The 15,832-nt window shown below is 41.3% G+C and carries 15 protein-coding genes and 1 riboswitch; of the genes, 2 read left to right on the top strand and 13 right to left on the bottom strand.

Features of this window, described 5'->3' with window-relative positions; all coding sequences use genetic code 11:
* Nucleotides 1-124: 124 nt before the first annotated feature.
* Nucleotides 125-955, bottom strand: coding sequence for an aldo/keto reductase (locus tag ORH16_RS04395; protein ID WP_265456567.1), 831 nt, complete (start codon nucleotides 953-955; stop codon nucleotides 125-127).
* Nucleotides 956-1,385: 430 nt separating this feature from the next.
* Here ORH16_RS04395 and ORH16_RS04400 point away from each other — a divergent pair, with 430 nt between their 5' ends.
* Nucleotides 1,386-2,087, top strand: coding sequence for a YoaK family protein (locus ORH16_RS04400; RefSeq protein ID WP_265456569.1), 702 nt, complete (start codon nucleotides 1,386-1,388; stop codon nucleotides 2,085-2,087).
* 177 nt (nucleotides 2,088-2,264) lie between these two features.
* On the opposite strand, the gene rpsN is transcribed toward ORH16_RS04400, so the two are convergent.
* From rpsN to ORH16_RS04460, 12 genes are all read right to left on the bottom strand, one after another.
* Nucleotides 2,265-2,534, bottom strand: coding sequence for a 30S ribosomal protein S14 (rpsN, locus tag ORH16_RS04405; protein WP_265456570.1), 270 nt, complete (start codon nucleotides 2,532-2,534; stop codon nucleotides 2,265-2,267).
* 196 nt (nucleotides 2,535-2,730) lie between these two features.
* Complete coding sequence (locus ORH16_RS04410) at nucleotides 2,731-3,819, bottom strand: NADH-dependent flavin oxidoreductase (RefSeq protein WP_265456572.1); 1,089 nt, start codon at nucleotides 3,817-3,819, stop codon at nucleotides 2,731-2,733.
* An 85-nt stretch (nucleotides 3,820-3,904) separates the two neighbouring features.
* Complete coding sequence (thiD, locus tag ORH16_RS04415) at nucleotides 3,905-4,738, bottom strand: bifunctional hydroxymethylpyrimidine kinase/phosphomethylpyrimidine kinase (protein WP_265456573.1); 834 nt, start codon at nucleotides 4,736-4,738, stop codon at nucleotides 3,905-3,907.
* Nucleotides 4,739-5,368: a thiamine phosphate synthase gene (gene thiE / locus ORH16_RS04420; RefSeq protein ID WP_265456665.1), complete on the bottom strand. Its 630-nt coding sequence runs from the start codon at nucleotides 5,366-5,368 to the stop codon at nucleotides 4,739-4,741.
* A gap of 2 nt (nucleotides 5,369-5,370) precedes the next feature.
* Nucleotides 5,371-6,213 (bottom strand): hydroxyethylthiazole kinase, encoded by an 843-nt coding sequence (locus tag ORH16_RS04425; protein WP_265456575.1) that lies wholly within the window; start codon nucleotides 6,211-6,213, stop codon nucleotides 5,371-5,373.
* Entirely contained in the window at nucleotides 6,194-6,682 is a 489-nt protein-coding gene (thiW, locus tag ORH16_RS04430) for an energy coupling factor transporter S component ThiW (RefSeq protein ID WP_416207834.1), read from the bottom strand. Before thiW ends, ORH16_RS04425 begins: the two co-directional genes overlap by 20 nt.
* 267 nt (nucleotides 6,683-6,949) lie before the next feature.
* A riboswitch (TPP riboswitch) is annotated at nucleotides 6,950-7,038 on the bottom strand.
* A 50-nt stretch (nucleotides 7,039-7,088) separates the two neighbouring features.
* The gene (locus ORH16_RS04435) at nucleotides 7,089-7,490 is read right to left on the bottom strand and encodes a VOC family protein (protein ID WP_265456579.1); all 402 of its coding nucleotides are present in this window, start codon (nucleotides 7,488-7,490) and stop codon (nucleotides 7,089-7,091) included.
* Nucleotides 7,491-7,560: 70 nt separating this feature from the next.
* Entirely contained in the window at nucleotides 7,561-7,908 is a 348-nt protein-coding gene (locus ORH16_RS04440; protein ID WP_416207831.1) for an HIRAN domain-containing protein, read from the bottom strand.
* Between the two features lie 107 nt (nucleotides 7,909-8,015).
* Entirely contained in the window at nucleotides 8,016-8,540 is a 525-nt protein-coding gene (locus tag ORH16_RS04445) for a dihydrofolate reductase family protein (RefSeq protein WP_265456581.1), read from the bottom strand.
* A gap of 234 nt (nucleotides 8,541-8,774) precedes the next feature.
* Nucleotides 8,775-8,984, bottom strand: a complete 210-nt coding sequence (locus tag ORH16_RS04450; RefSeq protein ID WP_265456582.1) for a hypothetical protein — start codon at nucleotides 8,982-8,984, stop codon at nucleotides 8,775-8,777.
* A gap of 122 nt (nucleotides 8,985-9,106) precedes the next feature.
* Nucleotides 9,107-10,126 carry a cytochrome d ubiquinol oxidase subunit II gene (gene cydB / locus ORH16_RS04455; protein WP_265456584.1) on the bottom strand — a complete coding sequence of 340 codons (1,020 nt, stop codon included), beginning with the start codon at nucleotides 10,124-10,126 and terminating at the stop codon, nucleotides 9,107-9,109.
* Complete coding sequence (locus tag ORH16_RS04460) at nucleotides 10,123-11,598, bottom strand: cytochrome ubiquinol oxidase subunit I (protein ID WP_416207832.1); 1,476 nt, start codon at nucleotides 11,596-11,598, stop codon at nucleotides 10,123-10,125. The genes cydB and ORH16_RS04460 overlap by 4 nt, the downstream gene beginning before the upstream one ends.
* 498 nt (nucleotides 11,599-12,096) lie before the next feature.
* Here ORH16_RS04460 and ORH16_RS04465 point away from each other — a divergent pair, with 498 nt between their 5' ends.
* Nucleotides 12,097-15,492 (top strand): CapA family protein, encoded by a 3,396-nt coding sequence (locus ORH16_RS04465; RefSeq protein WP_265456587.1) that lies wholly within the window; start codon nucleotides 12,097-12,099, stop codon nucleotides 15,490-15,492.
* Nucleotides 15,493-15,832 lie beyond the last annotated feature (340 nt).

Raw genomic sequence — 15,832 nt, forward strand, 5'->3', positions numbered from 1 at the left:
ATAAATGAGTAAGAAATTAGCCAAAAAAGCTGCTCATTTATTTCATCAAATTTTGTTTTTTTTAGGCAGTCCATTTGTTTACTTATTTCTATAACTGCCGGCTTATTTTTTTGCTGATGTCCAGTTAAAATTCTTCATAACGAGCTGGGTCTTGATCAAAAGTACGGCCATCTGCACGCGACAACTGATTAATAGTCGCAATTTCTTCATTTGATAAAGTAAAATCAAAAATTGCTAAGTTGTCCTGCTGGCGACTAACATGACTAGCTTTAGGAATCGGTACAACCCCTAGCTGCAGATGCCAACGCAAAATAATTTGAACAATTGACTTATGATGAGTAGTCGCAATTTCTTTAATTGTTTCATTTTGTAGAAGATCGTTGGCTCGGCCTAGAGGACTCCAAGCCTCCGTGATAATTTTTTTCGAGGCATCAAATTTCCGCTGCTCTGCTTGATTGAAAAATGGATGCAGCTCAACTTGATTGACAGCTGGCAGAACGCCTGTCTCTTTTTCTAAACGTTCGATGTGTTCCGGTAAAAAATTACTCACCCCGATGGAACGAATCCAGCCCCAACGTTGGGCATCAATCAAGGCCTGCCAGGCTTCGACGTACAAATCTTTCTGAGGATTTGGCCAATGAATCAAATACAAATCTAAATAGTCGAGACCCATTCGTGTGACTGATTCTTGAATTGTTTCCAAGGCTTCTTGGTAGTGATGATGCCGTCCAGGAAGTTTTGAAGTCACTGTAATTTGATCTCGTGGCACGCTGCTGTTTTTGATTGCCTGACCGACAACCCCTTCGTTTTCATAATTGAAGGCACTGTCGATTAAGCGATAGCCAATGTTTAAAGCAGATCCAATTCTGCGGGCCCCGGCTGTTCCATTTAAGCGATAGGTCCCAAAACCAACCTTTGGTAAATCAAAGCCATCATTCAATTGATACATTTCCATTGTCAATAATTCCTCCTTGCAATTAGTTTGCGAATCCGTTTTGAGAGTGTAACTTAGGTTAAAATTAAAGACGAAATAAGGTTTCCAAATGCTCGTCTGGTGAAGGATACTAATGTTGTGAAATTGCGATTAGTTCCTGTTCAATCACAAAAAAATCTGATTCAAAGCTCGTCTAAAAATAAAACCTGACACCATCTCTGTTAGTTTAATTTTAGCAGATATCCTTTGAGATTCAATTTCTGCGATTTTTCCTATCAAAATACCAAACGGAGGTTTGAAACAAACTTGTTAGCGAAGTTTTTTGATTCGTCAAAATGCCAGTCAAAATCCATAAAAATCTAGTTGGCTAACTTTTTTGAAAAAATAAGGTGAGAAAACTTTCAAAATGATTTCTCCCAGAGTATAATAGCGGAGGAAAAGGCAGGTAATCATGATGAACAACGATGTTTCACCCCACGAAACTTTAAAAATCGGTGCCCTCTTGGCAGTAACTGCAGGCATTTTAGATGCATATACGTATTTGGTCCACGGCGAAGTCTTTGCCGGTTTGCAGACCGGCAATTTAATTTTAATGGGTATTCATATTTTAAATAGTAATTTTGCAGATTTGGTTCACTATCTCATTCCGTTATTTGCATTTATGCTAGGGGTTATTTTAACCCGGCTGTTTCAGCAACGTTATGCAGAACATCACGATGAAAGTCTGCGGCCAGTTTGTCTGATGATTTTTGAAATTATTTTGATTATTTTGACGGCCTTTTTGTCGCCATATTTATCTGACCGGTTAGCAAGTGCCTTGATTTCAATTACAGCTGCCATTCAATTACAAGAATTCCGCAAACTAAAAGGTGCTCCCTTCACTTCTTTGATGATGACCGGTAATGTCCGCACTTTGGCTGAAAGTTTTTACGACGGGATTACCCAAAAAAACAAAAAAGCCTTAGAAAAGGGCTGCGATATTTTAGTCATCATTCTCAGCTTCTTTTTAGGTGCTGTTTTCACCAGCCTATTAGTACCTATTCTCAATGAAAAAGCCGTGTTGCTGGCAGCTGTCACGTTGCTGATTGGCATCTTTATTCTCTTAAGAGTCCGCAGTAATCAAAAGCTTAAAAATATTGTGCCGAAGGTTTGAGAAATCTAGGTAATCACGGTTAATCTCAATTAATTAAAAAATCCTGCTAGAAAATAGCCTGACTATCAGGACTTCTAGTAGGATTTTTATAGTCTATTTGAAAGTCGGTCAACAGAAATTAATTTTAATGACAACAAAAAAAGCTCAGCCGCAATTAGCTGAACTTTTTTTACTTATCTACCAACTAGCTTTCTTGACGCCGGGGATTTGACCCTTTAAGGCAAGTTCTCTAAACTTGACCCGTGACATCCCAAATTTCCGGTAATAGCCACGGGGGCGACCATCGATTAGGTCACGATTTTTCAAGCGATTAGGGTTAGAATCTATTGGTAATTTCCGCAGGCCATCTAAATCGTTGTTGGCCTTTAATTCTTGACGGACATCTGCATAACGAGCAATCAATGCCCGTTGTTTTGCTGCTTTCGCAATTTTTGATTTTTTAGCCATCTCAGTGCTCCTCTTTTCCTCTTAAAAGTTAAATTTTTTTATCCTGCAAACTACTTTTCCTTTTAGCCTAAGTCCACGTTCCTCTGAACCAAGCCTGAAAATTTCATTCGCTTTAACAAATCGAAATAATTACGATTTGAACTATAATAATTTAACAGCTTTTTAGGAATTTGTCAAAAATTGTTACTCACAGATTTTAGTTATCTAAACGAATGGTAGTAACAAAATCCCAGAGGCTAGTGCCCCGCAGCGTTCTGCTAGCGGAATCCAAGTTACTTACACGGTGAACTGGCTGCTGATTTAAAACTTTTTCGCCCCAGTCAGGATCAATAATCAAGGCTTGACCAACCGCAGCTAAATCAGCATGGTTCAATAGCGCTTCAACGTCAGCGGCTTCTTCAATGCCGCCAACAGCTACTAATGGCACCCGACCGGCAATTTTTTCCTGTAGATAATCGACAATACTTTTTTCTTGGAATTCTTTTTGAACAGAAACACGTTGGTACTCATTTAAAGAGACATGGAGATAATCTAAATTTTTTTCTGCTAATTGGTCAACTAAATATAAAGTATCCTCCATGCGAATGCCTGGTGTTTCATATTCTTCTGGAGAAAAGCGATAGCCAACGATAAAATCGGTTGACTTTTCTTTACCTGCCGCCAATATTTCATCGACCAAAACATCAATAAAATGGAATCTTTTCACCAGACTGCCGCCCCACTCATCTTCCCGTCGATTGGAATGAGGAGAGAAAAATTGCTGAATCAAGTAGGTGTTAGTGCCATGGATTTCGACACCGTCAAAGCCGGCGGTCATCGCCCGCTTGGTAGCCGCCTTAAAATCGGCAATCACTTGTAAAACTTCTTCACCGGTCAAAGCCCGTGGCGTCGGTGCGCCTGGTCGTTCGGCCGCTACGGCACTGGCTGAAACCGGCTCAGCACCATTTAAGATATTTTTTGGTGACATCCGGCCGCCGTGAAAGATTTGCAAAATTGCTTTCGCCCCGCCGGCTTTAATCGCCGTCGCCAGTTTAGTTAAATTGGGAATAAATTTATCGTCGTAGACCCCAAGCTCACCAGCCCAGCCTTGGCCGACTGCCTGCACGTTGGCAGCGCCAGTGATGACCGCCCCAATCGCTTGGCTGCGATTTTTATAATACGCAATTTCATCCTGCGTGATTACTCCATTAAAAAAACTCATCTGTGTAGTCATTGGGGCCATCATTAAGGGATTGCGCAGTGTTATGCCATTTTTCAGTGTCACCGGTTGGTTGATTTTTGTCATGCAAATCGCTCCTTTTTTGAATACTACAAATCTAGCATGAAAAAAAACAATCAGCAAAAATTTAGTCCGCTGATTGTCAGGTTAATTACATATTTTCTTCTATTATAAGGTCAACCTCTTCACTTGGTTGGGCCCAATGGTTGGTTGGGCCGTGACCATGCCCCACTGAAATCCCCTCAGAAATTGCGCCTTGAATAAACCCTTTGGCAATAATGATTGCAGTTTCTAAGTCGGTTCCCTTAGCTAATTCTGCGGCGATGCAAGCTGAGAAGGTGTCGCCGGTCCCGTGGGTATTTTCAGTTTCCACTCGGGGCGTTTTCAGCCAAAATGCTTTTTGATTGGCCAATAAAATAAAATCGGCGGCCTGTGGATCGGCACTATGGCCGCCTTTGATAATTACATTTTTGGCGCCTATTGCTTGAATATCTTTAGCCGCTTGAATCATCTCAGCGGCTGTCTTGATTTCTCTGCCTAAGATTACTTCGGCCTCCGGTAAATTAGGCGTGACCACTGTAGCAAGCGGAAGTAATTTTTCTTTGATAACAGCCACTGCCGCATCCTGCAATAAAGGATGACCACCCTTTGCAATCATCACCGGATCAACGATTAATGGTCCAAAGTCATATTTTTTTAAATTTTTAACGACGGTTTCCACCCGCTCAATGTCTGCCAGCATTCCTGTTTTGCAGGCTTTAATTGCAAAATCGACGGCTAAAGATGCAAATTGAGCATCGATAAATGTGCTGGGAATCGCTAAGCTATCTTGGACGCCGTAAGTATTTTGGGCAGTCAGTGCCACGATAATGCTCATACCAAATGCATGGCGGGCTTGAAAGGTTTTTAAATCCGCCTGAATACCAGCGCCGCCCCCGGAATCACTACCGGCAATTGTGACGACTTGTGGAGTTTTATTTTCCATTTATTTCTCCTCCAATAATTCATTCATTTTTTGAGTTAAGCTGCGGACTTTTTCGGCCACCTTTTCTGCCTTCATAATCTCACTGACCACTGCAATACCGGCAATCCCGCTGCCAGAGAAAGTCTGTAGATTTGTTTCATTAATACCGCCAATTGCTACCACCGGAATGGTAACCGTCGCTGTGATGTCCTTCAAAGTATTTAACGGCGTGACAGGACTGTCTTTGGTTTTCGTGGGAAACATCGCCCCTACTCCCAGATAGTCCGCTCCGCTGGCTTGCGCTTCTTTCGCCCGGGCCACGCTCTTTGCTGACACACCTAAAATTTTATTACCGATTAATTGTCGTGTCACCGACACCGATAATTCATCATCGCCAATATGGACACCAGCGGCATCGACAGCTAGACAAATATCGACCCGGTCATTAATAATCAAAGGAATCTGATAGGTGTCGGTAATTTTTTTCACCTTGACTGCTAAATTAAAAAAATCGCCGGTGGTTAAGGTTTTTTCCCGCAGCTGAACTAATGTGACACCATTTTCACAGGCCTCTGTAATCACCGACAAAAATTGCTCTTCGGATAAATCAAATGCTCCAGTTACAAGATAAAGCTTCAGTAATTTTTCCATCTTCATAAAACACTACCCTTTAACTTTTCAAACCAGAGCGGCTGCTCCTTTAACAGCGCCAATTGATTGAGGGTCTCTTGGCGAAAATCAGCCAAAGCCTGTGGCGCTCTCAATGTTTGGCTGGCAGCTTCACCGCACAAATTGAAATAGGTCACGGCGGCCAACGCTGCCATGATTGATCTTTCGCTGCCTAAAAAGGCAGCGGCTAACGCACCGACAATGTCTCCGGTTCCGGTAAAATTATCCAACTGCCAGACACCATTTTTTAAAAGCAGGCACTCCTTTGTTGTCACCAGCAAGTCCTGCACCCCGGTTGCTAAAAAAATTGTTTCAGGATAATCTTGCGCAACTTTTTGTAGTGCAGCGGCTAATTCTTGCAGGGCAGCCATTTCCTGATCCAATTGGCTGCCGTCAACGCCCCGCCCATGGCTGGTTAACTGGCAAAAACGTCGTAGCTCAGATATATTGCCCTTCACAATTTGCGGTTGATGCACCATTAGTTGCCACGCCAAATCATAGCGCAGCTGACTAGCAGAAACGCCGACTAAATCAATGACCATTGGTGTCTCTGTTTTTTCAGAAAAAGCAGCGGCGGCTAATAAATTGGCTTCCCGTTCTGGTGATAGATGGCCCAAATTCAGCAACAAGCTATCATTTTGCTTAAAGAAATCAGCAAATTCCCGCGGGTCATCCGCCATCACCGGCTTGGCCCCGATATATAAGAGGGCATTAGCAACAGACTCACAGGTAATTTCATTGGTAATACATTGCACCAAAGGATTTTTTTTCAAAGGAAAAATTTCCGCCAGCGGGTTTGTGTATGCTTCAAGCCTTGAGTTTTCCATGGGATTTCCCTCCAAAAATTTGTTGAACACGTTTGAAACTAGGGAGCGGGCTGATTTTTTTCAGCAAAAGCCACGCAACGGCTGAACCAATCAGCGTTGCTCCGATAAACCTTGGTGTATAAATAAACCAATAAAGACTTTGGCTACTACCAGTAAAAAGAACCATCACTGGATAGGATAAAATCGAACCGAGAATACCTGTGCCGATAATTTCCCCCAGCATCGCTCCGATTGGTTTTTGAATCACACGAAAGCCAATGCCTGCGAAGGCTGCTCCGAAAACTGCCCCCGTTAATGCTAAAGGCGGAATGCCTAACAAGGTCATTCGGATGAAGCCACAGACCAACGCCATCACCGTCGCAAAAAATGGTCCCAGCAAAACACCAGCGATAATATTCATAACGCTGGACATTGGCGCCATCCCTTCGATGCGAAACAGTGGCGATAACACGACATCTAGCGCAATCATTAGTCCTAAAAAAGCTAGGCGAAATACTTTTTGCGAATGGGTCATCTGTTCCTCCTTATTTTCTTTTTAAATTAACTTAGTGATGCCTTTAGCTTAAATTTATGTCAACAACAAAAAGCCATTTATTTTCTATTCACTTAGAAAACAAATGGCGGTCATTAAAAAAGAGGCTGCGACAATAGTCCAACAAAGTCAGCTTTCAATATATTCTTAGCGAATAGTTGAAAATGGCTCCGTTAACAGATTAGCGTCACAGCCTCTGAAAAAATTCAGTCATTGACATTTCCCTTCGGCAGTTTTAACTGCGGCAGGTTCAATGGGTATAATCTCAGCATAGTGCACCCCAAATGTTTCTTTATTCAATTGTTTTTAGTATAACACAAGTCTGCCAAAGAAAAGCCAGTCTTTATGAAAAAGCCATCCAAGTTGGCTCCATCAAATTACCATCAGGGTCCTCCACTTCCAGTTGAACCATCTGTTCTTCGGGAATCCCCATCTCTAAATGATAGAAATCTCCGCCATTAGCTTTAGCGGTTGCGGCAAATTTTTTGACTGCAGCGCCGCTAGCTAAACTAAAAGCCACCATCGACCCGCTGTGGGTGTGGGGATTGGCAATCTTTTTATCTCGAATGAAGCCTTGATAAAAATCATGGGTCAACAGCATAATCCAAAAATTATCGTCCCAGACTAATGCCGCCGAATGCTCATTAGAAAAATCGCGATTTTGCTGAAAGCCTAGCGCTTCGTAAAAATTGATAGAACGAGTCAAATCTGTTACCGGAAAGTTTACAAAAACCATTGTACTCATCAGAACACCTACTTTTTTAAACCAGTATCACAAGTTTCTGTTCTTTTGTAAAAACATCTGCCTTGATTTTTTACTTCCGGCCATCTTTGAGCATCACAACAACGCGAAATTGGCGTTCAGGATGGCTTTCTTTATTAACGGCTTGAATAAAGGCTTCAAACATTTCACCATAGCCATAATATAAGAACTGGCTAAGCACTTGGTTTTTACCTCTAGGTACATAGCCGATTTTCTTGTCTTGATAATAGACTGCCACGGCTTCAGGGTCGTGGGGGTTATCTGGTTCAGCCTGCAGGGTCACCGGCTTGCCCCAGTTCAGCTCTTCTGCCACATGAATCCCCTCCCAATAAGCAAAGCCGGCTAAATGAAAATCGCTGAAATGGCGACTGGGTTCACTTTTTTTGAATTCATTCATCATTTTTAAAGCGCCTCCTTTTCTTTTATTATAACAAAAGTTATCGGAAGCGGTAGCATTCATCGGCAACAGCTGACTATTTAAAAAAAAATCCCGCAATCTTTTCCGTTTTATTTTTCCCGCCGATAATGCAGCTCAACAAATTCTCCCATGATTGTCGTATCCACTAGCTTTAAACGCTGCTGATAGTCCGCCTCTTCAAAAAGGCGTTTGCCTTTACCTAGTAAAATCGGAGTAATTTGAATCCACCATTCATCAATCAAGTCTGCTTGAACCAGCTCGGTCACGAGACCACCACCACCGACAATCCAAATCATTTTTTCCTCTTGGGCTTTTAATTGCGAAATAAAAGCAGCCGGCTCCTGCTTCACCACAATTGCATCAGGCAAGTCATCCATTAGAGTGTTGGAAAATACATAATTTTGCTTGCCGGGATTTAACGGCTCGCCAGCTAAAATCTTTTTGGTCTCCTGATAACTGATGCGACCCATCACAGCCGAACCAATTTTTTCGTAAAAGGCGCTGTAAGTCTCGACACCTCCCTGACTGGTCTCAAATAACCATTGCAGACTGTCCGCTTGGTCTGCTAAAAAGCCATCTAAACTGATGGCCCCGTAAAACGCTACTTTTGCCATTGCGTTCTTTCCTTTCTTGTTAAGTTTCTTCTATTTAAAACCCATTATCATCGGAAAAGAACCGTAACACAAGAAAAAACTATGACCAACAAAGTAGCTGCTGCTGACTTGCCAAGTCCTTTGCCTGCAACTTTTTTGCAAGTATGAACTTATTCAGCAAATTGCTAATGCTACAATCAAAGTCATAGTTTTTACCTTAAATTTTTCAATTGAATCAGCCTTTACGATTCAGCTTTAAGGCTGATCTTCACCGGGATCTTGGCGGCCATATCCTTTGGCAGTGCGGTAAACACCCACTCCTAAAAGAAATAGTCCCAAGCCAACTAGGGAGAGCTGGCCAACAGTATCACCGAAAAACGGCGTAATCCATAGATGCCAAGAAAAAACCCATGCCAAAGGAATCAAGGCAACAATAATCCACAATATTTTTTTTATAAACGTCATCTTATTCCCTCCTATTTCATCTCAAGTGATTCAACTTCTTCTAATAAGATTGTTTACTAGCCAACTGTCTTTCCTTTTACAAAACAACGGACTGCAAAACTGAAAAAGCGGAATCAGTGCTTCTAATAATTTATTTCGCTATCAGGCACGTCATAATATTTATTAATCATATGATAAGCCGTAATCTGTAAAATTGTCATGAGCGGCAGCATTGCTGCTGATCCGACTGCCACCCACAATTGTGATTTCCGACCACTGGCAGCGTCCATAATCGAGAGCGCGGGCCCTGCACTGTTCACAATTACATTGGGATACAAGCCTTGGAAAATAATTCCCATAAAGGCGGCGATACAAACGACCGCCAGCCAAAAAATCAGCTGATGCCTTTGGCTAGTTCTCAGTAAATAAGCCATGCTAAGGCTGCAAACTACAATAACCACAATTAAAAAGGTAATCGCTGCAAAGTGGGTATTGAAAACATTGGTAGCATTTGCTAAAAGAACGACTTCTAGCACCGCAAGCACAATAAAAATTAGATTCACGACCCGCAATTTTTTGCCTAGTGAGGCCTGCAGTTCCGCTGAAACTTTTTTTATCACACGGGCTAAACCGATTTGTAGACAGGCAGCCATTAACAACAGCGCAGAACAAATCGTGAAGGGAGTGAAGACATCCCCCATCGTGATGTAGATAAAATTATCGCGAATCGGCACGCCTTTTAAAATGCTGGAAAACACAATGCCTAAGATAAACGGCGGAACTAAGCTGCCTAGAAAAAGTCCCCAATCCCACAGCCGATTATATGTTTTAGAACGCCATTTTTTACGATAATCAAAGGCCACGCCTCTAAACATAAAGAAGACTAACAATAAAATGAAAAATAGATAAAACCCGGAGGTCAAGACCGCATACCAATGGGGGAAAGCGCCAAAGACTAACGCCATGCCGGCCACCAGCCAAGTTTCATTGCCACCCCAGACTGGTCCCGACGTGCGAACGATTTCATCTCGGTCGCCGTTATCTTTGACAAAGAAGGTCGCCATACCAGCACCGAAATCTGTTCCTCCTAAGATGAAAAACATAGTTAACTCGATGGAAACTAAAATAAATAAAGCAAATTGTAAATTAGTTGGTGAACTCATGATTTACTAACCCCCTCAAAAAAATTATTTTCAAGGCTGGCTGGCGGATCGTAATTGCCGTGAATATTCGGCGCACCTTTTTTCAACGTGCGATGAGCAATGGTCAGTACGGTACCGATTAAAAGTAAATCCATAATGGCTAACAGTGTAACCGAAGTAATTATTTTGGCTGGTGTCATATCCGGCGAGACAGCGTCTAATTGCGTAAATATTCCATAGACAACAAACGGATAACGGCCAACTTCGGCAACTACCCAACCGGTAACGACAGTCACGTAGGGGAACCACATACTGATTCCAAAAGCCTTTAGCAGACGAGGATGTTCTTCGATTGATTTTTTCTTGCGGTACAGTAATAATAAGCCCACCGTTCCCAAGACGACATAATAATACCCGGAATAAAACATCCAGCGCATACACCAAAAGAGCAGAGTTACCGGCGGATAATAGCTCATCTCGCCATCGTAAGAAGCCGCAACCTCTGAATCATATTTTTCATGATAGGTTTTGGCAATCTCATTCATCCCTTCTGCTCCACCAACAAAGGTTCCATTGCCAAAATAACTTCCCAGCCCCGGAATTCCGATACCAGTGGACGTGTGCTCGCTCTCATTAATCCAAGCGGCAATATCCCACGGAGCACCCGTCGTATCACTGCCTTCATTTTCATAGCGACCTTCCACAGCGGCAAATTTCATCGCCTGCAACGCTCCGCTGGCAGTAATTTGATTGTCCCCCATCTGCTGTTGGATAATCGCAAAGGGTAAAAACATCAAGACACCGATTTGAATTGATTTTTTAAAAATTTTACGGTCACGATTTTTGAGAATCTGCCATGCAGAAACACCGCAGACCACGAGGCCGCCTAAAATCATAATGGCACCTAAAACATGGAGTGCCTCTGGCCAGTATTGCGGATTTTGGACTAGTGACAACACACTGTCTAACCGAGCACGGCCCCCCTCCATCGTAAAACCAACCGGATTTTGCATAAACGCATTGATCATAATAATCCAAACAACTGAAAATAACGACGTAAATAAGAGCAGTGCTGCAAATAAAACGTGAAGCTTCTTATTGATTTTCCCCCAAGTAAAACGCCACAGTCCGATTAGCGTGGATTCCATAAAGAAAGCCATAATCCCCTCCAACGCTAACGGAACGCCGATGACATCGCCAAAGAAATACGCGTACGCCGACCAGTTCATCCCAAATTGAAACTCCATAATCAAACCTGTAACGACACCCGTTCCAAAACTGAAAAAATACAGCTTTGCAAAAAACAAGGCTAGGCGGCCATAATGCTCGTTTTCTTTTTTGCCAAACACATAAATTAATTCAAAAATTAGCGTCGCCGCCATTAACCCAATGGTCGTCGGCACAAAAAAGAAATGCATAATCGCCGTCATAGCAAATTGAATCCGTGACATAGTTGTCACAAACATCATCGAACCAATCATAACCCTTCCCACCTTTCACACCTTTTTTAAAACGCTTTCTTTATATCTTCAATAATACTACCATCTTCAAATTTTATCTATTTTTTTTAGTTTGGCGACAAAAAATAATCTTTTTTATTATTATATCTATTTCATTTTTTACAAATACCGCTAGAACACTGGTTAAATTCTCCAAGACTATTCCTTAGTCCCGCCTTTTTTGGTATACTAAAAAGTGTCTGTCAAGAATCGAGAATTTTTTTATGAAATTAGCAATTTTGTTTTCAAATTCATTTTAAAAAACACTCTCGTTTGACTACTTTATTGGTTGAATTATTTTTGACGAAAAACATGAGTCACATCAAAAATAGATATTGTCTTACAGGTGACAAATGATACAATAATAAAAGGGATGAGCGTCGTTTCTTTCTATATTATATGTCGTCTCTTTTTACATATCATTTGACAACGGAGTCTATCTTTAGTTAAACGTATTTACCAGATCGAATTATTCAATTAGGAGTTGAGAGAATGAAGTCAGCAGAAAAAAATCTTTTTGCGACAACCAAGTTAATTTTTAACAAAGACCGCATTATCGAGCAACGTCCACTAGGAAATCGGGTGTCTCCTTGGGGAACTAGCAATCTGCTATTGTATTTGGCAGTGTTACAGGATTTAGAAAACAACCGTTTAACCCCGACACAAGAAATCGTCTTTTCTCAGGCTGCAGCCCAAGAAGGCCAAGCCTTGCGGGGAACAAAGGCAACTGAGGGAGAAAAACGCTTATTAATTGATGTTTTAAACCAAGCGATTTCTCTAAATGCACCAGACTGTATCATGGCTTTATTTGAAGTCTATGGCAGCCGTAGTCAAGGGATTGACCGCATTAACCAATTAGGCAATGAATTAGAAATTTCTTTCTTCTCCCGTCTAACCGGTACTGGCCGGAAAATACAAGGCCAATTATCAAATGTTTTTGATTATTATAAAATTGGCGTGGCCTTTTTAAACCTATCTAAATCAAGCTTCCAATACATTGCCAACCGTGACCATGTCATCAACGGGCAATTGTATCCGGCGCAATCTGTTTTAGATAAACAGGGGATGACTTTAGCCAGCATTTTCTGGGGCACAGATCAATCTGATTGCTTTGTCTTTTATGAAGACGAACAGGAAGTGTTATGTTCCATCGTAATTAACGGGGCTAGCTATGTGCATACTTCGCAATTAGCCTTTAACCAATTGCCTGAAACTAGTGACTTCGATGAAATTGAAATCGAATCACCAATTATCAACTTCTTAGGCGACACGTATTTCGGTGAATACTTTACAGATATTCGCCGTAGCAATCGGATTAAAGATGCGTTGCAAGAGCACGGTTACGCTCATTCCATGGCAAACTTAGCGACTAAGATGCCAGAAGATCAATTTAATATTGTGACCTATGAAGGTGTCTTAACAAAACCTGGACAAGAAAGTACCTTAGCCCGCAAAGTTTTCTTATTTGGCGGCGATGAAAAAGCGACGGTTGGTGAATTGGCTCACCGCAATACGTCTTTAGTCAACTTAGGGACTAACCACAGCATGGACTTTGGGGATGAATCTTTAGGCGAAACAATTGACGCCTTCACTCATCAGCATATCAATACAATCGGTGCTGGCAAAAACTTAGAGGATGCGCTGCGGCCAATTGTTTTAACTTACAATTACCGTCAAAAAACGGCGATTTTCTCTGGTTATTGGTACCGTCGTTTTGTCGATGAAAACTATGATTTTTATGCGAATAAAGCTAAAGCCGGCGTAGCTGCTCTAAATGGTTTATTACTTGAAAAAATCAAACAATTTAAAAAACAGCATCCAGATATTTTCGTAACTGTCTTAGCTCATTGGGGCAACAGCTTTGAAAACATCCATGAAGACCAAAGAGAAATTGCTCAGCAGTTAGTAGCTGCCGGCGCTGATTTAATTTTGGGAACTGGCCCCCATAAAGTCCAGCCGATTGAAGAAATCGACGGGACAACTGTGGTTTACAGTATGGGAAATGGTGTCTTCAACAGTGATGGGGAAGAATTCAAACAAACCGACGCTTTACCATACGGTTATTTCTTGAAGTGGGATATTTCCAATCACAAGATTCAAACCTATCCATTTAACAACTACAATCCAGAGACCTTCTGGCAACCAAGCTTTATTCAAGCTTCTGAACCAGGCAGTGTCTTCGCTGACTTGAAAACAGTTGATCCAGCGAATAAATTTAATCATCCAGTGATTGATAAAGAAGGCTATTTATTATTTGAATTCCCATTAAATAATGCGGAACCAAAAGCTGAAAACCACAATCCAGTCTTTAAAGTGCGGGATGAATTTTCTAAATTATTTGAAGGCTATTTCTTAAATGAAAATCTTTTGTATGATTTAAAAATTGATCACATTAGCTTTATGGCACAAAATATCAAACAACGGAAATGGCAAAATGTGGCCTTCTTGGCTTTAACACCAGAAAGCCAAAAAGCGTTAGTTCCGGCTAATAGCAATTGGCAGCCGGTCCATGGCAATCAAGACTACATGACCCTAGGCATCAGCAGTCAAGTTTCTTTAATTGTCACAGATGAACCAATTCAAGAATTGGCCAATGAAGTCCCACAATTTATCGTGCCAAACACGTTACGCTTCGTCTATGAATATGCAAGTATGGCAGCGGAAAATTATAAAGGTGAATTGATTACCATTTCTGGAAGCACCGGGAAAACATCAACTCGTTTAATGCTGTCTCATTTATTGAAGGACAAAAAACCATTTGAAAATACAGGGAATGCTAACTTGCATTTACCTACTCTAAATATGACGTTAGAGCTTGCAAGCCAGCCAAAAGTTTCTCTGTTTGAAGTTGCTGCTTCAGCACTGAACGGTTTAGCTTACGGAAATAACGCGTATCTATGGGAGAGCGAAGCAGCTATCTTCACTTCCTTTGGTTCATCACCAGAAGCGAAGGGCGACGAGCAAAATCTGCGGATTAACAATGATATCTTTAAAGGTGTGAAAAATGGCGGCTACGCAATTATCAATGCCGACATCGAAGAAAAATATCTGTGGCGCATTATCAAGCAAGCCAAATCACAAAACTTACATGTTCGTCTCTTCAGCCTGCACAATTCAGCAGCTGACTGTTACGTGATTGATAAGATTGTGGATAAAGATAAGACAACTGTTTCACTATTGCTTTCTGGTAAATTTGTTCACTTCACTTTAACCAATGATAGCGACGGTCAAATTCAAAATGCTTTAAGCGTACTCTTAACCTTGGATAGCCTAGGCTATGATGTCAAAGAATACACTGATAAGCTGGAAAGCTTCCGCAGCCTACCACGGGTATTAGAAACAATTGACGTGACTGTCAACAAACATCAAGTGACTGTTTTAGATGATACTTATAGCAGCTCAACTGAAGCTGCCATTGACGGAATTAAATTATTTACCGAGAAGAAGGCCTTCTACGCTGGTAAGAAATTTATCGTCCTTGGTCAAATCGCTGACTTCGGCCGCTTTAGCCGTGAGGAACATTTGCGCCTATTGCCTTATTTAGAGGCAGCTGGTGCAGATAAGATTTATCTATGGGGCGAAGCCTTTGAAGCCTTGGCGAACGATCTGCCAAATGGCACTTGGTTTAAAGAAAAAGATAATTTAGTTCAAGCCTTAGAGGAAAATCTTGATGATAATTCCTTTATCTACATCAAGGGTTCCCATGCGAGTCGCTTCTATGAAATTGTCGACCGTTTGAAATCTCAACGCAATGTACCATTTACAAATGTTGCTGAAGATACAGCCGCTGAAGTGGTTGAAACGCCAACACCAGACATCCACCCTTCTGTAGCTGAATCATTAATGGATGCCACTGAAGACGAAGCTGGTACAACGGAAACAGAATAACCGTAATGCAAAAAGAATCTTTTAGGAATGTCGTGTTCCTGAAAGATTCTTTTTTGGTATTCTATTTTTGCTTGTTGAAGATTCAGCCCTTGTGCTTTTCAAATTTGCTTTTGAATGCGGCATATTTTCTATTTTGTTCAGTCCATCAGCAAGGAAACGACTAATCCATTTAATTATTTTCAAGTTTAGTTTCACTGAGAAAAATATTTAAAATAACGCATATTATATGTCCTTTTTATGAACTTCCTAAAGAAAAAGTTAAGATATTTTTGAATTAATTTCTATTTAAGACTGGAAGAACCTGTGCTTTTTGGCGCCTTTTTTCATTTAAAGAAGGCTT

This window comes from Enterococcus sp. HY326 (assembly GCF_026157065.1).
GTDB lineage: Bacteria > Bacillota > Bacilli > Lactobacillales > Enterococcaceae > HY326.